This is a genomic window from Chryseobacterium oranimense (assembly GCF_900129755.1).
Lineage (GTDB): Bacteria > Bacteroidota > Bacteroidia > Flavobacteriales > Weeksellaceae > Chryseobacterium > Chryseobacterium oranimense.
This window is the reverse complement of the sequence record NZ_FQWT01000001.1, coordinates 1,288,367-1,306,062: the sequence shown is the minus strand read 5'-3', so window position 1 is coordinate 1,306,062 and position 17,696 is coordinate 1,288,367. Positions and strand designations below refer to the sequence as shown.

At 36.7% G+C, this 17,696-nt stretch carries 22 protein-coding genes; 9 read left to right on the top strand and 13 right to left on the bottom strand.

Features of this window, described 5'->3' with window-relative positions:
- Positions 1-42: 42 nt before the first annotated feature.
- The 3 genes from BUB03_RS06080 to BUB03_RS06075 form a co-directional block, all read right to left on the bottom strand.
- Positions 43-1,164, bottom strand: a complete 1,122-nt coding sequence (locus BUB03_RS06080) for a lactonase family protein (protein WP_073061077.1) — start codon at positions 1,162-1,164, stop codon at positions 43-45.
- A 175-nt stretch (positions 1,165-1,339) separates the two neighbouring features.
- Positions 1,340-1,504, bottom strand: coding sequence for an NADPH-dependent FMN reductase family protein (locus BUB03_RS22055; protein WP_228417778.1), 165 nt, complete (start codon positions 1,502-1,504; stop codon positions 1,340-1,342).
- 8 nt (positions 1,505-1,512) lie between these two features.
- Positions 1,513-1,992 (bottom strand): NAD(P)H-dependent oxidoreductase, encoded by a 480-nt coding sequence (locus tag BUB03_RS06075; RefSeq protein ID WP_228417776.1) that lies wholly within the window; start codon positions 1,990-1,992, stop codon positions 1,513-1,515.
- Positions 1,993-2,093: 101 nt separating this feature from the next.
- Here BUB03_RS06075 and BUB03_RS06070 point away from each other — a divergent pair, with 101 nt between their 5' ends.
- Complete coding sequence (locus BUB03_RS06070; RefSeq protein WP_073061074.1) at positions 2,094-2,483, top strand: winged helix-turn-helix transcriptional regulator; 390 nt, start codon at positions 2,094-2,096, stop codon at positions 2,481-2,483.
- A gap of 53 nt (positions 2,484-2,536) precedes the next feature.
- Here BUB03_RS06070 and BUB03_RS06065 read toward each other — a convergent pair whose 3' ends face one another.
- Positions 2,537-3,361 carry an alpha/beta hydrolase gene (locus BUB03_RS06065; RefSeq protein ID WP_073061071.1) on the bottom strand — a complete coding sequence of 275 codons (825 nt, stop codon included), beginning with the start codon at positions 3,359-3,361 and terminating at the stop codon, positions 2,537-2,539.
- 86 nt (positions 3,362-3,447) lie between these two features.
- On the opposite strand from BUB03_RS06065, the gene BUB03_RS06060 reads away from it, so the two are divergent.
- A complete protein-coding gene (locus BUB03_RS06060; protein WP_073061068.1) occupies positions 3,448-3,825 on the top strand; it encodes a winged helix-turn-helix transcriptional regulator in 378 nt (125 codons plus the stop codon).
- On the opposite strand, the gene BUB03_RS06055 is transcribed toward BUB03_RS06060, so the two are convergent.
- The 4 genes from BUB03_RS06055 to BUB03_RS06045 form a co-directional block, all read right to left on the bottom strand.
- Complete coding sequence (locus tag BUB03_RS06055; protein ID WP_073061065.1) at positions 3,815-4,237, bottom strand: DUF1801 domain-containing protein; 423 nt, start codon at positions 4,235-4,237, stop codon at positions 3,815-3,817. The two genes, BUB03_RS06060 and BUB03_RS06055, sit on opposite strands and share 11 nt — an antisense overlap.
- Positions 4,238-4,243: 6 nt before the next feature.
- The gene (locus BUB03_RS21815; protein ID WP_175547484.1) at positions 4,244-4,420 is read right to left on the bottom strand and encodes a hypothetical protein; all 177 of its coding nucleotides are present in this window, start codon (positions 4,418-4,420) and stop codon (positions 4,244-4,246) included.
- A 123-nt stretch (positions 4,421-4,543) separates the two neighbouring features.
- Positions 4,544-4,990: a hypothetical protein gene (locus tag BUB03_RS06050; protein ID WP_139258781.1), complete on the bottom strand. Its 447-nt coding sequence runs from the start codon at positions 4,988-4,990 to the stop codon at positions 4,544-4,546.
- Positions 4,991-5,160: 170 nt separating this feature from the next.
- A complete protein-coding gene (locus BUB03_RS06045) occupies positions 5,161-7,203 on the bottom strand; it encodes a M3 family metallopeptidase (protein WP_073061062.1) in 2,043 nt (680 codons plus the stop codon).
- Positions 7,204-7,466: 263 nt separating this feature from the next.
- On the opposite strand from BUB03_RS06045, the gene BUB03_RS06040 reads away from it, so the two are divergent.
- From BUB03_RS06040 to BUB03_RS06030, 3 genes are all read left to right on the top strand, one after another.
- Positions 7,467-7,997 carry an SRPBCC family protein gene (locus tag BUB03_RS06040; RefSeq protein ID WP_040998030.1) on the top strand — a complete coding sequence of 177 codons (531 nt, stop codon included), beginning with the start codon at positions 7,467-7,469 and terminating at the stop codon, positions 7,995-7,997.
- A gap of 162 nt (positions 7,998-8,159) precedes the next feature.
- A complete protein-coding gene (locus tag BUB03_RS06035) occupies positions 8,160-8,609 on the top strand; it encodes a hypothetical protein (RefSeq protein ID WP_040998395.1) in 450 nt (149 codons plus the stop codon).
- Positions 8,610-8,679: 70 nt separating this feature from the next.
- Positions 8,680-9,192: a nitroreductase family protein gene (locus BUB03_RS06030; protein ID WP_073061059.1), complete on the top strand. Its 513-nt coding sequence runs from the start codon at positions 8,680-8,682 to the stop codon at positions 9,190-9,192.
- Positions 9,193-9,278: 86 nt separating this feature from the next.
- On the opposite strand, the gene BUB03_RS06025 is transcribed toward BUB03_RS06030, so the two are convergent.
- Positions 9,279-10,895, bottom strand: a complete 1,617-nt coding sequence (locus tag BUB03_RS06025; protein ID WP_073061056.1) for a serine hydrolase — start codon at positions 10,893-10,895, stop codon at positions 9,279-9,281.
- Between the two features lie 175 nt (positions 10,896-11,070).
- On the opposite strand from BUB03_RS06025, the gene BUB03_RS06020 reads away from it, so the two are divergent.
- Together BUB03_RS06020 and rimM are read left to right on the top strand one after the other, a co-directional pair.
- Positions 11,071-11,634: a 30S ribosomal protein S16 gene (locus BUB03_RS06020; RefSeq protein WP_040998025.1), complete on the top strand. Its 564-nt coding sequence runs from the start codon at positions 11,071-11,073 to the stop codon at positions 11,632-11,634.
- A 12-nt stretch (positions 11,635-11,646) separates the two neighbouring features.
- The gene (rimM, locus tag BUB03_RS06015) at positions 11,647-12,189 is read left to right on the top strand and encodes a ribosome maturation factor RimM (RefSeq protein WP_040998024.1); all 543 of its coding nucleotides are present in this window, start codon (positions 11,647-11,649) and stop codon (positions 12,187-12,189) included.
- Between the two features lie 74 nt (positions 12,190-12,263).
- Here rimM and BUB03_RS06010 read toward each other — a convergent pair whose 3' ends face one another.
- The 4 genes from BUB03_RS06010 to BUB03_RS05995 form a co-directional block, all read right to left on the bottom strand.
- Positions 12,264-12,701, bottom strand: coding sequence for a hypothetical protein (locus BUB03_RS06010; protein ID WP_040998022.1), 438 nt, complete (start codon positions 12,699-12,701; stop codon positions 12,264-12,266).
- 73 nt (positions 12,702-12,774) lie between these two features.
- Complete coding sequence (locus tag BUB03_RS06005) at positions 12,775-14,421, bottom strand: serine hydrolase domain-containing protein (RefSeq protein ID WP_073061053.1); 1,647 nt, start codon at positions 14,419-14,421, stop codon at positions 12,775-12,777.
- Between the two features lie 66 nt (positions 14,422-14,487).
- Entirely contained in the window at positions 14,488-15,291 is an 804-nt protein-coding gene (locus tag BUB03_RS06000; RefSeq protein WP_073061051.1) for an AraC family transcriptional regulator, read from the bottom strand.
- Complete coding sequence (locus tag BUB03_RS05995) at positions 15,288-16,220, bottom strand: transcriptional regulator (protein ID WP_073061048.1); 933 nt, start codon at positions 16,218-16,220, stop codon at positions 15,288-15,290. The genes BUB03_RS06000 and BUB03_RS05995 overlap by 4 nt, the downstream gene beginning before the upstream one ends.
- A gap of 106 nt (positions 16,221-16,326) precedes the next feature.
- Between BUB03_RS05995 and BUB03_RS05990 the strand changes: the two genes are divergently transcribed.
- Positions 16,327-17,019, top strand: coding sequence for an LA_2272 family surface repeat-containing protein (locus BUB03_RS05990; protein WP_073061045.1), 693 nt, complete (start codon positions 16,327-16,329; stop codon positions 17,017-17,019).
- A gap of 3 nt (positions 17,020-17,022) precedes the next feature.
- Positions 17,023-17,652, top strand: a complete 630-nt coding sequence (locus BUB03_RS05985; RefSeq protein ID WP_139258779.1) for a hypothetical protein — start codon at positions 17,023-17,025, stop codon at positions 17,650-17,652.
- The last annotated feature ends 44 nt before the right edge of the window (positions 17,653-17,696 follow it).

The window sequence follows — 17,696 nt, the reverse complement described above, 5'->3', positions numbered from 1 at the left end:
ATCTTATTTTTTTAAAAAATTTTTTGCTGGGTGAAAAGTAAATCAATATTTTTTTATTTTCACACAAGAAACTCCCTTAATTTTTGTTCTTTTTCCTGCCTTTTTCAATAAACCGGTTTCAGGATTACGCCTGAATACGAAAGCATCTCCGCTGGCAGCATTGGCTACAATTAAAAATTTTCCTGTTTCGTCCATATCAAAAACCCTTAATTGCTTGCCAAAAGTGGGCTGGTACCCGATATTTTTTAATGTTCCGTGCTGAAGAATCGAAAAAATAGCAATATTATTTTCGTACCCACGATTAGACGCGTATAAAAATTTACCGTCCGGGGAAATGTGAATATCCGAGCTTTCAAATTCTTCTTTGTGCTGATCATTATGTGTATCTATCCTTTGGATGCTTTCCAGTTGGGAATTTTCATATTTGTACACATTCACGGCACCTCCCATTTCTTCGATGGAGTAGGCAAACTTTCCGTTCGGATGAAAGGTGAAATGCCTTGGTCCGCCTCCTGAAGTAGTTGACAGATAAGGAGGTTTTGCAGGTTGTAAAGGCTCGTTTGCGGTACTGTCAAACATATAGGACCTGATTTTATCGGCACCGAGATCCGTTAGAAATAGCTGACTGAAATCCGGTGAAAAGACAGCTGCATGAACATGTGATCTGTCCTGTCTGTTTTTATTGACACTGCCCTCCGAAAAATGTAAATTCTGTACGTATGGATATATGGTTCCGTCTTCGGATAAGGGATATACGGAAACGCTGCCTTCAGTGTAATTGGCATTAACCAGCCATTTACCGTTTTTATGGGCCGTTACATAAACAGGATTTTCACCACCACTTTTTTGACTGTTGATAAAAGTCAGTTTTCCATCTTCAGGTTTGAATTTGAAGCTGCTTACACTTCCTGCACCCTGTGTTTTACTTTCTGTACAGGCAAAAACGTACTTTCCGTTGGGAGACAGGGTAAGAAATGAAGGATTTAAAATTCCTTTCAGAGAATTTACTTTGGTTAATTTGCCTTTAATGGTATCCAGCTGATATACATACAGTCCTTCGGTTGCTTTATCACGGTTGAATGAGCCGAAAAAGACATAGGTGTTCTGAGAGTATAAATGGATGCAGGTTAGAAATAAAGCAATTAAGCTTAATGTATTTTTCAATTTTACGGAAGGTTTATGGTAAGAGATCTGTTGGTTTTCCTTGTTTCCAAAATTAATCTAACTTTTTGGAAAGCAGTCAAAATTTGCATTACTAATTTGATGTTTTTTCAGGAAATAAGTTTTCGGATCTCTACCTTTTCCATTTTCAGGATAATTATATTCCAATCATTAGTCATTAGCTTTTCATGATTTCTTTTTCAATATTGATCAATCTTTCTGACCAGTTGTTTAATACTGCTTTTCTTTCTTCGTCAGTAAGCCGTTCCACAGAATAAATAAATTCCGGCTGTAAAACTGAAAAACCGAGAAATTCCAGAATTCCACGATGTATCGGAAACAAAATTGAGTTTATATCACCGTATTTGTCCTTTGTATAATTTTTTCAGGGCCACCGGCCGTTACAGACAGCATTGCTTTTTTCCCAACAGAAAATCCGTTATCAAAAATTTTACCGTTATCATAAAACTTTCCCATTGTAAAAACTTTATCGATCCAGCCTTTTAAAATAGCCGGAGCCGAAAACCAATACAGCGGAAACTGCCAGATCATCATATCGCACCACTCAATCTTTTCCTGTTCCGATACAATATCGGGGGTAAAAGTAGAATGCTCTAAGGCGAATAATTCTTCATTCTGCTGTTTAAAGTAATCTGCATTTTTTAATTGGGTGAAGTTTTCTTTTCCACTGACCGGCTGGTAATTTTCTTTATACAAGTCGGTGGTTTTTACTTCGTGGCCTTCTTTTTCTAAAGTCCTGACTGCAGTGTTGAACATGGCCGCATTAAAACTTTTTTCTTCCGGATGTGCAAGAACAATAAGTATTTTCATTTTCTTTAAATTTGTACTATAATTATTTTAGTTACAAAATTATTTTTAGTACACTACATCTGCAATAACTATCTAAACCGATAGGCCAAAATAAATTTAAAATGAAAACAGAGTGCATTGGTGACCATATAAAATTAAAAGGGAAAATATATCCCTGTACCGTAAGTCTTACCATGGATCTGGTAGGCGGGAAATGGAAAGCAGTTATCCTTTATCATCTGAAAGAAGAAGCTAAAAGGTACAGTGAACTTCGGAAAGAGCTGGCGGCAGTGACCGAAATGACGCTGAGTTTGCAGTTAAAGCAATTGGAAAAAGACGGTTTGGTGTCAAGGAAAGTCTTTGGCGAAAAGCCACCTGTTAAGGTGGTGTACAGCCTGACTGATCTTGGTAAAACGTTTATTCCTGTTTTGGACGCTATTACAGAATGGGGCAACCGGCTTGTTGTTGAAAAAGGTGAATTTGTCAATGTTCCTGAAAAAGAAACAATTTAATTTTACTTTTTAATTTATTGATTTAGAATAATGTTCACAGGCTTTTGTCCTTTTTATTTTTTCAAATGCTGTTGGAAATAGACAAAATGATGTTCAATGGATTTGTTCCAGTATTCTGTATTATGGTCACCCGGCTGACTGATAAAAGTAGCTGGAATTTTGAGACTGTCAGACTGGTGTTTCAGCTGCAGGGAATTCGGATATAAGATATCTTCGGTTCCGCAGTCAAAAATAAAAGCTTTCTTAAAATCGGGATGCTGTTTCAAAAGTGATGAGATACTGTATGGGGTCCAGTCTGTATGTTTCGGATCGCCGATATTAGTGGTCAGATCATCCATTAATCTGTTGCTTTGCCAAAAGTGCTGACTTACTTTTTTAAAATTCAAAGGGTCAATTTCCAAAGCTCCGCTGGTAGATCCTGCTGTATTAAAATAGTCCGGATGCAGAATGAAATACCGCAAAGCTCCATAGCCTCCCATACTTAAACCGCTGATGAAAATATTTCTGTTGTCAACAGTAAATGAACGGTGTACTTTTGGGACCAATTCTTTAAAGAAAAAATTTTCATACTGTGAACTTTTGTTGATGGGACTGTTGATATAATAAGATGTAAAACCATCTGGCGTAACAATAATGAAGTTATATTGATCGGCCAGTTTCTGTAAATCTGTGGTTTTGGACCACTGTTTATAATTTTCGCTGTAACCATGAAAAAGATAGATCAAGGGATATTTTTCTGTTTTCTGATAGGTTTTGGGCTTAAAAATCAGAACTGTGTCGGGTTTTTCCAAATAGTCAGATTTTATCACCCATTTTTCCTGTGCCTTGGCTGAAATTGCCGTAAGTAATCCGATCATAATGCTTATTACCTTATTCATATTGTGTAATTTTATTACAAAATTCAGCAAGCATTTTGTTCTGTACAATAACGAACAAAATTGTGAGCCGTTAAAAATGAAGACTTATGCGTAAAGAAAATTCAACCCAGGCGATAAATGAACAGTTTTTATTTCAGGTTTGTGAGCTCAATTCAGCGGTAGCAATGATTAGCGGCCGTTGGAAGTCGCAAATTGTTTATTCTATTTCACAGGGAAATAACAGGTTTCATTTATTAAAAAAGGAGTTGCCCAATATTTCCGAACAGGTTTTGGGACGGCAGCTGAAAGAGCTGGAAACTCACGCAATTATTGTCAAGAAAGAAATTCCTGAAACCGTTCCTCCAGGAGTCAAGTATGTTTTAACGAATAAAGGCCTGGATTTAATTCCTATTCTGGAAAGCCTTTGCGACTGGGGAAAAACCTATGCTGAAGGTAAAGAAATATCAGTTTGCCCTATGTCGTGATAAACCCATCCCGTATAGCAGCCTCAAGTATTTCAATATTGATATCTTCCAGCTTTTTAAATTTAATGCAATATCCGGTAACGCTTGCTTTGCCTATTGTTTTTCCATACGTTTCCGCTAAATATTTCTTATCATCAATACCGAGAATATAGACGGATATTCCGGTGGTATTAGCACTAAGACCAATCTGATAAAACACTCTGGTCTTTCCACCGGCATATTGTATGGTATAATGTCCGTAGCCAATATTGGGATTGGAAACAGTTTTGCCTTCATCATCTTTACCATCCAGAAACCATAGCTGGCATGTCGGATTTATTTCCAGAATGCTGCGGTGCAGTTCCAGCATATCATTGCGTTTAGACTCCGGCTGGCTATTGATGTATTCTGCGATCTGTTCCTGTAGGGTCATATAAATTCAGTTGTTTTTGTCGGCTGTTATAAAATAGAATTGGATATGTCCGGAACTACGGCATTCTTTTTCCGTCCAGTAAGCGACATGCTCTATTATAATTGTCTTTTCGCTGTCTGTCATACTCATGGCAAAATCAGGTCTTGAAGGGTTTAAATAAACTGCATAAAATTGTTTTTCCATATGTTTTTTTAATGTTTTGCTTGTTAATTACAGTATTAGTTTGTTTCTTTTTTGAACAAAATTTTATTTTTCAAATACCAATATTCTGCGTTATTATATTTCGGTTCATTGCTATAGTTATTTTCATTTAAGTACAGTGTATTTATAATCTTTTAAGAAATATCTATTACCTGATTTTTCAAGGTTGGTCTTTTCCGGTTGAGGTATTCCCTGTTGAATTGTTGAGTCACTTATAATGAAAACAGGTAAATCATTTTTTTCGGTTAAAATTCCTGTTACTTTCACAGTTTTAGTTTCAGATTTACTTACATAATATCCATCCGGCCAGCTATCCATTCCTTCCATCCAGATGCTTTCCCCGTTTTCTATAATCAGTAATGCGCCAAGTTTCATGTTTATTGTTTGGCCGGTAACGGTTATTCTTTTCCCTATGAATTCTTTTAAATCTTGATTTTGAAGATTTTCCTTTGGAAAATTATTTTCTTTCCCGGTTTGCTTTGTTTTTGAACAGGCAAGCATACAAAATATATTGAGGGTTAAAAATCCTTTTACTATCAATGTTTTTTTCATGACTGGCTTTTGTGTTTTTAATTTGAAAGTAAGCTAATTTATATATTTTCATGGAGATTTAAATAAAATAATTAAACCTCATATTTTTGCAATATGCCTTATAACTGAAACAAAAAAGAACAGCGATTCACTGTTCTTTCTATAAATTAATTATTTACAATATATATTGGTTATCCGAATGCTCTCTTCAGCAGGCTTTCCACTTTAGGCTCACTTCCTCTGAAGCTTTTATACAGTTCCATCGGATCTTTTGTTCCGCCTGAGGAAAGAAGGACTTTGTATTTTGCTGCCGTTTCAGGATTGAAGATTCCGGTTTCTTTAAAATACTGGAAAGCATCTGCATCCAAAACTTCTGCCCATTTGTAAGAATAATAACCTGCAGAATACCCGCCCTGGAAAATATGGGAAAAACTTGGACTCATGGCTGTTTCAGGATTCACAGGATAAAGGGAGGTTACTTTGGTATATTTATCTTCAAAAGCTTTCACACTCTCATTCGCCAGCTCACCGACTTTTGTATGATAGTTCATATCCAGAAGCCCGAATCCAAGCTGTCTCATCGTTTGGTAGCCTTCCATGAAGTTTTTCGATTGTTCGATCTTTTCAATCTTTTCGTCAGGAAGCACTTCTCCGGTTTTATAATGCTTGGCAAAAGTCTTTAAAAACTCAGGCTCATAACAGAAATTCTCCAGGAACTGGGACGGAAGTTCTACGAAATCCCATTTCACAGACGTTCCGGAAAGATTTGGATATTGAGTGTCAGCCATCATGCCGTGAAGGGCGTGACCAAATTCATGAAATAAAGTCGTTACTTCCTGGAAGGTAAGCAAGCTTGGCGTATCTTTCGTTGGTTTGCTGAAATTGCACACAATAGAAATATGCGGGCGGGAATTTTCGCCGTCTTTTTTATACTGGTTTTTATAGCTTGTCATCCATGCTCCGGCTCTTTTGCCTTTTCTCGGGAAATAATCCACATACAGCAACGCTTTGAATTGTTCTTCTTTTACACCATCATTCTGAGCGGAGTCGAAGACTTCATAAACCTTTACATCTTCATGGTATTTCGGAATATCATTCCTTTCCACAAAACGCAGTCCGAAAAGCTTTCCTGCCAGGCCAAAAACAGCATCCTGTACCTGATTCAATGGAAAATAAGGTTTCAGTTCCTCGTCATTGAAATCATATTTCTGCTTACGTAGTTTTTCAGCATAAAAAATATGGTCATAGCTTTGCAATTCGTCTATTCCGTCGGCTTTGGCTAAAGCTCTGAGCTCTTCAATTTCTTTATCTGCATACGGCTTTGCTTTCGTTAAAAGTTCATTTAAAAAATCAAAAACCTTTACCGGAGATTTTGCCATTCTTTCTTCCAGAACGTACTCTGCATAGTTTTTATAGCCTAATAATTCAGCTTTCTGCTGTTTCAGCTGCAGAAGTTCCTTGATGAGTTCCTGATTGTCGAATTCTCCGCCATCAAAAGATTTTTTACCGCTGGCTAAGGCAATTTCCTTTCTCAGCTCCCTGTTTTCGGCGTAAGTTATAAACGGAATATAGCTTGGATACTGTAGAGTGACTACCCAGCCTTCCAGTTCCCTTTCTTTCGCTTCTTCCGCATACTGATCAAGGATGGCCTCCGGAATTCCGGCCAGCTCCTCTTTATTGGTAATATGCTTAAAATAAGCATTGGTAGAGGCTAAAACATTCTGCCCGAACTGAAGCGACTTCACAGAGAGCTCCATATTGATCTTCTGAAGTTTTTCTTTGTCTTCTTTGTTCAGCAGGGCTCCGCTTCTTACAAAACCTTTATATGTTTCATTCAGCAGCATTTCCTGTTCCTCGTTCAGATGATACTTTTCCTTTTCATCATATACTTTTCTGATCTTATTGAAAAGGACTTCATTCTGGGAAATCTTTGAAGAATACTCAGTTAAAAGCGGAGAAACTTCCTGGGCGATCTTTTGAATTTCATCGCTTGTCTCGGCAGAATTTAAATTGAAGAAAATATTGGAAACCACATCAAGCTGTTCACCGGAATAAGCCAATGCCTCAATGACATTTTCAAAAGTCGGTGTTTCAGGATTACTGACAATAGCATTGATTTCATCTTCAGATTGTTTGATCAGCTCTTTAAATGCAGGAAGGAAATCTTCATTTTTAATGCCGGTAAACGGTGCTGCGTGATATGGTGTGTTAAATTTCTCTGTTAAAATATTCATTTTTCGTTTTTTAGATAAGTAAATTTAATGATTCAATGGGAATCACAGCTGAAATGCACAAAAATAATGCCCGGATATCCAGATGTGACAAAAATACTTTAACTTTAATATCTTGTCATATGAAAAGCAGCGAAGTGGGTGGAATGACTAATTTTGAAAAATAAAATTATAAGCCATAAACATACCAGCTTAACGAGTGATGAATTTCATTTTAATGGTTGTTGTGGTGAAAATTGGAAAAATAAACTCAAAATATCAGAACTATGAAAACACTCTTAAAAATTCTTGGCGTAATCATTCTTTTACTGGTAGTATATGCAGTTATTGCCATGCTGGCTTTCAGTAAAAATTACCACTTCGAAAAGTCAGTTGTAATCAATGCTCCAAAGGAAAAAGTATGGCAGCATGTAGGATCGCTGAAACAATATAATATCTGGGATCCTTTTTCCAAGGCAGATAAAAATATTGTGATCACTTATTCAGGAGAAGGCGACAAAGTGGGAGATTCCTATCACTGGAAAGGGAATGACAAAGTAGGAGAGGGCGAGCAATCGATCACCGAAATTGTACCTGGTGAAAAAATGGTGACCAAGCTTCATTTCATCAAACCTTTTGAAGGGGATGCGGTTGCAAAATTTATTTTGACGCCTGAAGGAAACGGAACCAAAGTCACCTGGGCAATAGACAATGAACTGAATACAATGATGAAGATCATGAAACCTATGATGAACATGAATATGAATAAAATGTTTGGCCAGGGGCTGGGAGACCTTAAAAAGCTTGCTGAAAAGTAAAAAACATAAGCCTTGTGGAAACACAGGGCTTTTTTATTGTATTTACTCAAAAACCTGATCTTCTGTAAGTGTATTTTATGAATTACCGGCCTGTTTTTATGAAGAATGAAAATATCAATTATTATTTTAAAAAATTATTATCTTTATGTAAAGATTAGATTCATGGAGAAGACCGTATTTGAGAAAAGTGATATAAGAGATTACGTGAAAACTGTAATTTCTGAAAAAATAGAAAAGCTTAAAAATTTTATTGAGTTTACCCTGGAAGCAAGCCGTGATATTAAAAAGACTCCAAAATATGACAGCATGAGGGAAGAGATGCAGGAGGAGATTTATCAGATGCAGCGCCAGTTGGGAGCTTTGAATGATCTTAAAAGAAATATGTCAAAGGTTCTCAATACTTCTACGGAAAGGATACAGCTGGGTTCATTGGTGATTACCAATAAAGCCCGTTTTTATATTTCGGTTTCTTTGGGAGAGTTCTTTTATGAAGGCGACCGGTTTTATGCCATTTCTCCCGAAAGCCCTATGGCTAAAAAGATGATGGGAATGAAACCCGGCGCTGAGTTTACCCTGAACAAAATTCACCAGAAGATTGTAGAGGTCATTTAGTATTGCAATAATATTAACTATTAATTATTCTTAAAGTAATGCATTCAATTACATATTGTAAATTTGCAATATGAATCATGCAGAAATTTTAAAACAAATCATAGAGCAGAGGAGAAGCATCTTTCCAAAAGATTATTCTGAAACGGAAATATCTCAGGAAATTCTGGATGAAATCCTACACTCGGCAACCTTAGCTCCTAATCATAAGCGTACAAAACCATGGCGTTTTAAGATTTTTAGAGGAGAGGAAAAAGCAAAATTGGCTTCAGAAATGCAGGCTATTTACAAAGCAACACAACCCGAACAGACTTTTTTGGAGAAGAAATATCAGGACATTGGCTTTAAAATCAATAAAGCAGATGCTGTTGTTTCCATTGTGGTCAATTTCAGTGGTATGGTTCCGGAATGGGAAGAGATTGCTGCTGTTTCCATGGCAGTTCAGAATATGTACCTTACCTGTACAGCCAATAATATAGGCTGTTACTGGAGCTCTCCGGCGATTGTAAACCACCTTAAAGAATCTTTAACCATTGAGGAAAATCAGAAATGTCTGGGACTTTTTTATATGGGAAGTATAAATTGATTGATTAGCCCGTTGTACATTTTTAATCTTATGTTCAATTATTTCTGAATAAAATTATAAATGTACAACGGGTTTTAACTGCTAATCTATTTCTTTTTGATCAATTGATAGCTTGGGCGAACCGGATTGGTAGTATCAAAAATGATGTCGTAAGTTCCGGGTTCCACATCGATATTTCTGCCATATTGAACGAGTTGGTTGTTGTCATTAATACCAAGATCCAGCGTCCATTCGTTGTTCCCTCTGAATTTGATCTGACCGGATTTCAACGGAATATTTTTAGCTTCTAAAATATTCTCATTCTTTTCGGTCGGAGTAAGTTTGATATCAGGGCCGTTCCAGCCGTTTGCCGTTGCACTTCCGGTTACACCCCAAAGAAAATGATCATCGATCTTTTTCGCTTCTTTTACGATTTTATCCTTAATGACAATGTTTAAGACTGTATTTTTACCCTTACTGTCAGGCTTGAATTCAAAATAGATTCTGTCTCCAATCTGGTTGTTGATATAAAATTTTGCAGGGCTTTCTGTAAAAAGGATACCTTCTCCTTCATTGGTTTCTTTAAAGCTCAGTATGTTGTCATTGGCTAAAATATAGAAAAAGGAATTTTTTGATTGGTATAGACCTGTCAGCTCTTTTTCATATTTTGTTCCAATATTGACTTTTTTGGGAAGATCATACTTCTCGCCGGAAAGAATTGCAATGATTTTGTCGGTCATTTCAAAAACACTGTTGTCCTTTAAATTACTTAAAATAATAATAGAAATATCTTCATCGGGGATTGTTATGAAACGGCTTATAAAACCAGGTCCGGCTCCATCATGGCCAATGGTTGTTCTTCCTTTGATGATTTGGCGGTGCCAGCCGTACCCGAAATCGTAAGTTTTGAAAGGAGTCTGTGCTTTTTTCAGAGTCTCCTTGTTAAGAATTTTATAAGCTTTAATACCTTCTTCAAACTTGTATAAATCTTCAACGGTAGAATACATGGCGCCTGCTGCATGAGGATGGTCATAATCGTAAACCACTGCTTCACGGTAGTTGTGGGGAGACAAATATTCGTAGCCTGTTGTTTTGTTTTTATCCTTTAAATCTTTAAACCCAAAACCTGTGTCTTTCATTCCCAGCGGATCGAGAATATAATGTTGAATGGCTTTCGGATATGGCATCCCGCTTGCCTTTGTAATGATGTATCCTAAAATATAATAATTGGAATTGCTGTAGCCCCAGCCTTTTCCCGGAGAAAAAACAAAAGGCTGCTGGGAAATGGATTTTATAAAAATATCTTCATTCTTGGTGCTCTCAGGTCCCCTATCACCAGGAATTCCCGAAGTATGGGTAATTAAATTCTCTATGGTAATACTGTCTCCTTTAGGAAAATCCGGATAATATTTAGAAAGCTTATCATTCAGTGATAATTTTCCTTCCTCATTTAACAGGAGAGCTACCGTAGCTGTAAATGTTTTTGTGGTAGAATAGATCCGGTATTTACTTTGGTTGGTATTTTTTATTTTGGTCTGGAAATCCTGGATTCCAAAACTTTTTTCGAAGATTATTTTTCCTTTTTCTGCAATCAGAACACTTCCGTTAAAGCGATCCGTATTGCTATAGGTATTAACCAAGGTATTGATTTTTTCTTCTTTAGTTTGGCCTTGAACTTTTACAACAGTTAAAATAACAAGGACGAAAAATAAGTATTTAGGCATTCGTTTTTTTTAGGCCAAATATCCTGATTTTTCTGACATTTTTATCCAATTGCAATGATAATATTAAGTTAAATGTTGGAGAAAGTAATTTATTGTGTGCTGGATTAGTTTTTTTTATTATCTTTGCACTCTTAAATATTTAACTGGGACGAGTTCCCGTAAAATTCACAACATTATGTCAGTAAAAATCAGATTACAAAGACACGGTAAAAAAGGTAAGCCTTTCTTCCACATCGTGGTTGCAGATTCTAGAGCTAGAAGAGATGGTAGATTCATCGAGAAACTAGGAACTTACAACCCAATTACTAACCCTGCAACTATCGATTTGAACGTTGATTCTGCTGTAAAGTGGTTAAACAACGGTGCTCAGCCAACTGATACTGCAAGAGCGATCCTTTCTTACAAAGGAGCACTTTACAAAAAACACTTACAAGGTGGTGTTGCTAAAGGAGCTTTTGATGAGGCTGAAGCTGAAAAAAGATTCACTGCTTGGGTAGAAGCAAAAGAACAAAAAGTACAAGGTAAAGTAGAAGGTTTATCTAAAGCTCAGGCTGACGCTAAGAAAGCTGCTTTAGAAGCTGAAGCTAAAGTAAACGAAGCCAGAGTTGCTGCTGCTGCACAAGCTGAGGCTGATGCTAAAGCTGCTGAGGAAGCTGCTAATGCACCTGCAGAAGAAGTTGCTGAAGCTACAGAAGGAGAAGCTCCTGCTGCTGAAACTGAAGAAAACACTGAAGCTTAAGAATAACCCTGTATGCGTAAAGAAGATTGCTATTTACTAGGAAAAATCACGCGCAGACACGGCCTTGCGGGAAATGTGATCCTTAAACTGGATACCGACCAACCCGAGCTTTACAATAAATTGGAATCAATATTCGTTGAAATCAACGGATTATTGGTTCCATTTTTTATTGCCAAATCATCATGGAGCAAAAATGATGCTCTGAATATTGCCTTCAAAAACTCCACTGAAGCATTGGTAGACCAATCCTTAGGGAAAGATGTTTACCTGCCGCTGGCAAGCCTTCCCAAACTTTCCGGAAAACAGTTTTACTATCATGAGATCATCGGTTTCGATATCCTTGATGAAAATAATAAAGAATGCGGCGTCATACGATCTGTAAATGATCAGACTGCCCAAAATTATTTTGTCACCAATCTGGACGGAAAAGAAGTAGTGATCCCTATCATCAAAGACTGGATCCTTGAGGTGAACCGAGAAGAAAGGTTCATCAAAATGCAGCTTCCGGAAGGGCTTATCGATGTCTTTTTAGTTTCTTCTAAAAAAGACGAATAATTAAAATCATTAACTTTTCTGGCAAAAAGGAGTTATCTCCTAAGCGATCCGCTTTTCATTACTCCATTTATCAATTACCTATTCTGTTGTAACCTGTCAGAGTGAACAATCATTATAAAACCTGCAGTCATCACACAGCCTGAAATGGTCATCAGTATATCATAAATGTCCATCGGAGACCCCATATAATATTGTATAACTTCCCAGGCTGCCAATCCAAAAAATGTAAATAATGTTGAAAAAGCTAATTTTTTGGTAAAAGAGGTATCTGTAAAGAAAATCAGTTTGTAAAATATAAATAGGCTTGCACAAATTCCGGTAGCAGCAAAAAAATTAGGTAACGTACCCTGAAGAAAATCCTGAACTCCTGAAAGATTCATGTGCCTTGCTCTGATCCACTTTAATACAAAGACAGCCGTCATAGAAAAAAGCCCCCAATACCAGATTGATCTTACTTTTTTATTGGTTTTTATCTCAAGTTGTATTTCTTTTTTTATTTCATTAAAAGTCATGTCAGGCTATAGTTTTATAAATGTTGATTATTGGGCAAATATAGGGATATAGCTAAGAAATTACGGAAAACTATTACTTATTATTAATGGCTGGAAGCAAATATTCCTGAACGATTTTATCTGTCTGTATATGTGCATAAGGTTTGTTATAAGCTTTTGCCGTAACTACAATTACAACAGGAATTTCTGTGAATATGATAATTTTGTTTCCTCCGTTTCCGCTGGATTGATAGGCTTCAAAATTCCGGTTTCCCACTTTATAGATTTTTTTCCAGAATAAATAACCATACCCTTCAAAATCCTGGTCATTCGGGAAATAATTGGTGAAGGATTTCTTTATCCAGTTTTTGTCGATAATATTCTTGCCGTTCCATATTCCGTTATTTTTATAAAGCTGCCCGAATTTGGCAAAGTCCAGTACCCGCATGCGCAGTCCGCCGGCCAGAGAAGGTTTCTGCTGTGGCGTAAACTGCCATTTGTAATCTGTAATTCCAAGAGGCTGAAATAATTTCTTGGCAGCATAATTTTTCAGACCTTCCGGAACTGTTTTATCCAAAATATCTCCGGTCATTACAACACCAGCTGTGAAATAACTCCATGTGTTTCCGGGTTTACTTTGTGTTACAGGCAGATCCAGGGCAAATTTTACCCAATTTTCAGTAGGATACATATTCTCCTCATTTCCCGGAGAGCTTTCATCGGAATCATTTCCGTCAAATCCGGAACTCATCGTTAATAGGCTTTTGATGGTGATGCTGTCCTTTGCCGTAGAATAATTTTTGAACTGTTTCAGGTCATAGAAGTCCTTCAGTATCTGGTTTTCACTTTTAAGATAACCGTCATGAATTGCAATACCCGTGAGTGCAGAGGCAAAAGATTTTCCGACTGAACGGGTGTCCTGCAAAGAATCCCTTCCGGAATTGCTGAAATATTCTTCCAGAAGAAGCTTTTCATTTTTAATAACTGCAATACCGGTGATCTCCCGGAACCTGTTTTCTGCAATTTTTCTGTTTAAAATCCTGATTTTTTCTTCGTTCAGCTTTTCACTGGAAATTTTCCATCCGCTGTTGGCCTGTATTTTTTGAATGGCCATCTGCTGCTCAGGAATATTTTTATGAGGTATCTTTAATTGAATTTCTCCTGCTGTAATTATGTTTCCTGTCTTTAAGGCCGGAGTTTTCAGGTAAGGTTTGATTTCAATTCTTAAAACATGATTTCCCTCTTCCAGTGCATCAATTCCTCCATTTCCAAGGTAGAATCTCATCCACATATACCTTCCCCAGGAATCTTCGTTTTTTGAACTTAATAAAGGAATTCTGAATGTAGTTTTCTTCTTTTTATCGTCCGGCGTTCCTGCTCCGGTATTCAGATTTTCAGTATACATTAATTTTCCGTCAACATAGAAACTAAACTGATAATTTCCCTTTTTAAGCAATTCATCGGGCGATAAAGAAGGATCTAGCTGATGTAGATAATTAACCAAGGAATTATCCATAAAAATACGGATATCAAGATCCTTATCTTCCTGAAATTCTGTAGCAGTAATAATATCGGATTCTTTTAATTGGTCTAAGGGAATCGTTTTATCCAGAAAAACTATTTTGTTGAAGTATTTTTTCTGTACAGGGTGTACAATGGCTTCAGGATCTATAATATTTTTGAACTGTCCGAAAGAAAATCCGAATCCGAGGAAAAAGACAAACAGTAGAATAGATTTCATGTTAATGTTTTATGTAAACAAAAATATAAATTGATCCTTAAGAAAAATAGAATGAAATTAGCATCTTTACTTTTTCAGAATATTTCTATAGTGCAAAGGAGTAATTCCTGTATTTTCTTTAAAAGACCTGATAAAATGACTTTGGTCTGTAAAACCACAGTCAAGGGCTATTTCAGCTAAAGACAAACCGGTATTGAGAAGAGTTATAGATTTATTGATTTTCAGCTTTCTGATGTACACTCCTAAGGTACACTGGAAATGTTTATGAAAATCCCTGCTCAAATGAACCGGATGAACATCCAATGCCTTTGAAAGTTCTGTGAGGCTTAGCTTTTCTGTGAAATTTTCGTGAAGTATTTCAGTAATCTTCCGGGTCCATACCGGCTTTTTGTCAGAATTGCTGCTTTTCTCAGATAACTGGCTGAAAATACTCAGTAAAAGTTCATGAACAGAAAGTTCGGATGATGGATCGTTAATTTTTGTTTCTTTGAAAATCCTGCACATCAACAATTTTAAAGCAGGATCTTTCAAATTAAAGCTTCCTTCAACAGCTTCTTTTGAAACCTGAAAATCATCAAACCAGTTTTCGGTAATTTCCAGATGAAATCCTCTTGTGAAAATATCAGGCTTAATATTATAATGAGCATCTTCCCAATGGTGATAGAGCAATGTTCCTGCCTGGCAATCGTAAGTTTCTTTTTTGTTTGCTTCCCTCATATTCCCCTGTAAAAGAAAGGTGAAATAAGCATTTTCATGATAGTGCCAGTCTACGTAAGGATGTGTGTATTCCGTATCCGTAATGGTTAATCCATCAAAACGAAGCGTTTCATTGGTCTTTCCAAAAAACTCACCATTATAGAGGGTTTTCATAGTATCATTTTTTGTTTTAAAGATTCAATCTGGTTATACATTTTGTTGAAAAATATTTTTCGGTCACGGTTTCCCGACGTGTTCAGGGATTTTGAATTTTTAATCTGGTGTTCAAAATAGTTCCTTGTCTCACTGCAGGTTTTCGCATCATTAATCAGAATATACCCGAACATATTGATAGGTATGGCAAAAAGCGACTGTTGCGGATGATGGAAAAAGATATCATTGGAAAGGTGCATCAGTTCGTTTTCATACAGATGGAATTTGAGGTTACTTTCCGTTTTTTGTTCAATGTATTTTATCAGTTCTTCAAGTTCTTTCAGAATAATTCCGGCTTCATTTTTTTGTAAAAGTCCGGTATCAAAATAAAACAGGATCTGTTGCAGAATACTTGAAATGGTCCTGTCATTCCACAGTTCCACTACATTTTGATCTTCATATTTTTTCCTGAGCTCCTGAGTGTTGGATTCAAAATAAGGTGGTGAAAATTGCAGAAAAGGAATGAAGACCTGCTTGGCGTTCAGGAGATTCATCCAGACATAAATTTTAAAACGGGAAAGCAAAGTGTCCGAAAGCGTATAGAAGAAAGGAATGTCCTTCGCAGAATAATAAACCGTCATTTCATCAGAAAGCGGAAGATTTTCAAAGATGCTGAGATTGTTCTGGAAAAATGACTGCAGGTCTTCCGTTTTGTCTACCACAGTAGTCTTCTGAACCACAAGCTGCCGGTCCGAAGTGATGAATTGGTTGAGGGAAATCTGATAATATTTTGCCAGTTCCAGTGCTTCTTCAAAGCTGAATTTTGCCTTTAGTGACGTTCTTCTGTGTGCTGCATCATAACTTATATTGAGGATGTTCGCAATCTCATCATTCAACGATTGTGCTCCGATCTTCCTGCGGATTTCCTTAAGTAAAAGTTCCTGATACATGGTTTTGTGATTTTCACAAATGTACTTCTTTATTTTAATTTTTTTCCGCATTCGGATTTGTGCTTTTCACAGATAATTTTGACTCATCATTTTAAAACAAAGCGTTATGAAAATAAAATTTTTCTTGATCATCAGTCTCTTTGCGGGAGGCATTATCAGTGCTCAGGACAGTGTAAAGGTTGAAAAAATAAAATCAAAAATAATCTCATTCACACCTAAGAGCAAAATGGAAAACACAACCGGAATCAATTTTGGCGTAATGGATGACTACAAAACCCAGAAGATCAATGGTATTAATCTCCAGGGGAATCCTCTTTCCGTTATTTATCTTCTGCTTCCACATGCGGTGGAAGTTCCCGGTGACGAAGCGGCAACGGTCTCTATCAATGGTTTACATATTTCAACAGGAGGAATGACGGATGCTAAAAAACTGAATGGGCTGGGAATTTCGATGTACCATATTGCCCAGGTAACCAATGGATTTACGGTGAATGGATTTAATAATAATTCCGGTAAGCTTAACGGGCTGCATGTTTCTTTTCTCAATAATTCTGCGCGGGAAGGCCACGGACTTTTAATTTCTTTCAGCAATACGGCAGATACTTTTGGGGGCGCCCAGATCGGAATTTATAATAACACCCAGGTGATGAAAGGGTTTCAGGGGGGTGCAATCAATATAAGCAAGCAAAACAAAGGGGTACAGATTGGTTTGGTCAATAAGACAGATGAAAATAAAGGACTTCAGATCGGTTTCTGGAACAAAAACTGCAAAAGAACACTGCCATTAATTAATTTTTAACCTATGAAATCCTATATTTTTTGTATGCTTTTATGCTGTATACAGATTGCAGCACAAAGTACGGAAGCTGGTCAGAGGTATAAAAAATCACTCATCGAAACCGGTGGTTATATGAATTTTTCACCTGAAAAAGTAAAACAGAGCCCGGGATTTTATGTAGGGTACTGGTATCGGTATCCTGTTGATGAAAATAAGACCCATTTAGAGATAGGTGGAAATTTCGGTTACAGTTCAAGTATCTATGATTTTGATTACGGAAAAAGAGGAGCATTTTACCACATAGATTCCAGGGAATTCATACTGAATCTTGGAGGCAGGCTGGTGAAAGAATATACTGCCGGAAATACCAGGATAGAGTGGGTGAGTGAACTTAGTTTCCATAACCTGTTCTTTGATGGAAAAACAGTACCGGATGAACCCGAAACTGAAGATGATGAAAATACCATCAATATTAGTATAGATGCGGAAAGCATTGCTACTCTAAAGTTCGGGCAGGGGATAAGGTTATGGAAAAATAATATAGGATTGGGGATACAGGCTTCATATATGCCTTACAGACTCTGGTATAGGAATACGGTTCCAAAAGGTTTTAACTCTTTTTCCGTGGAAACAGGAATATATTTTAAGTTTTAGATTTAATATTTGATAATGGTTTTTTTAAAAGATGGCGTAATCAT

Bases quoted from the DNA above. Each gene is read 5' to 3' on its own strand.
- BUB03_RS06010 (WP_040998022.1), bottom strand. From the start codon at position 12,701: ATGACTTTTAATGAAATAAAAAAAGAAATACAACTTGAGATAAAAACC.
- BUB03_RS06070 (WP_073061074.1), top strand. From the start codon at position 2,094: ATGAAAACAGAGTGCATTGGTGACCATATAAAATTAAAAGGGAAAATA.
- BUB03_RS06005 (WP_073061053.1), bottom strand. From the start codon at position 14,421: ATGAAATCTATTCTACTGTTTGTCTTTTTCCTCGGATTCGGATTTTCT.
- BUB03_RS06000 (WP_073061051.1), bottom strand. From the start codon at position 15,291: ATGAAAACCCTCTATAATGGTGAGTTTTTTGGAAAGACCAATGAAACG.
- BUB03_RS06075 (WP_228417776.1), bottom strand. From the start codon at position 1,992: ATGAAAATACTTATTGTTCTTGCACATCCGGAAGAAAAAAGTTTTAAT.
- BUB03_RS06035 (WP_040998395.1), top strand. From the start codon at position 8,160: ATGGAGAAGACCGTATTTGAGAAAAGTGATATAAGAGATTACGTGAAA.
- BUB03_RS06060 (WP_073061068.1), top strand. From the start codon at position 3,448: ATGCGTAAAGAAAATTCAACCCAGGCGATAAATGAACAGTTTTTATTT.
- BUB03_RS06045 (WP_073061062.1), bottom strand. From the start codon at position 7,203: ATGAATATTTTAACAGAGAAATTTAACACACCATATCACGCAGCACCG.
- BUB03_RS06040 (WP_040998030.1), top strand. From the start codon at position 7,467: ATGAAAACACTCTTAAAAATTCTTGGCGTAATCATTCTTTTACTGGTA.
- BUB03_RS06050 (WP_139258781.1), bottom strand. From the start codon at position 4,990: ATGAAAAAAACATTGATAGTAAAAGGATTTTTAACCCTCAATATATTT.
- BUB03_RS06025 (WP_073061056.1), bottom strand. From the start codon at position 10,895: ATGCCTAAATACTTATTTTTCGTCCTTGTTATTTTAACTGTTGTAAAA.
- BUB03_RS05995 (WP_073061048.1), bottom strand. From the start codon at position 16,220: ATGTATCAGGAACTTTTACTTAAGGAAATCCGCAGGAAGATCGGAGCA.
- BUB03_RS05990 (WP_073061045.1), top strand. From the start codon at position 16,327: ATGAAAATAAAATTTTTCTTGATCATCAGTCTCTTTGCGGGAGGCATT.
- rimM (WP_040998024.1), top strand. From the start codon at position 11,647: ATGCGTAAAGAAGATTGCTATTTACTAGGAAAAATCACGCGCAGACAC.
- BUB03_RS06020 (WP_040998025.1), top strand. From the start codon at position 11,071: ATGTCAGTAAAAATCAGATTACAAAGACACGGTAAAAAAGGTAAGCCT.
- BUB03_RS05985 (WP_139258779.1), top strand. From the start codon at position 17,023: ATGAAATCCTATATTTTTTGTATGCTTTTATGCTGTATACAGATTGCA.
- BUB03_RS06065 (WP_073061071.1), bottom strand. From the start codon at position 3,361: ATGAATAAGGTAATAAGCATTATGATCGGATTACTTACGGCAATTTCA.
- BUB03_RS06055 (WP_073061065.1), bottom strand. From the start codon at position 4,237: ATGACCCTACAGGAACAGATCGCAGAATACATCAATAGCCAGCCGGAG.
- BUB03_RS21815 (WP_175547484.1), bottom strand. From the start codon at position 4,420: ATGGAAAAACAATTTTATGCAGTTTATTTAAACCCTTCAAGACCTGAT.
- BUB03_RS06030 (WP_073061059.1), top strand. From the start codon at position 8,680: ATGAATCATGCAGAAATTTTAAAACAAATCATAGAGCAGAGGAGAAGC.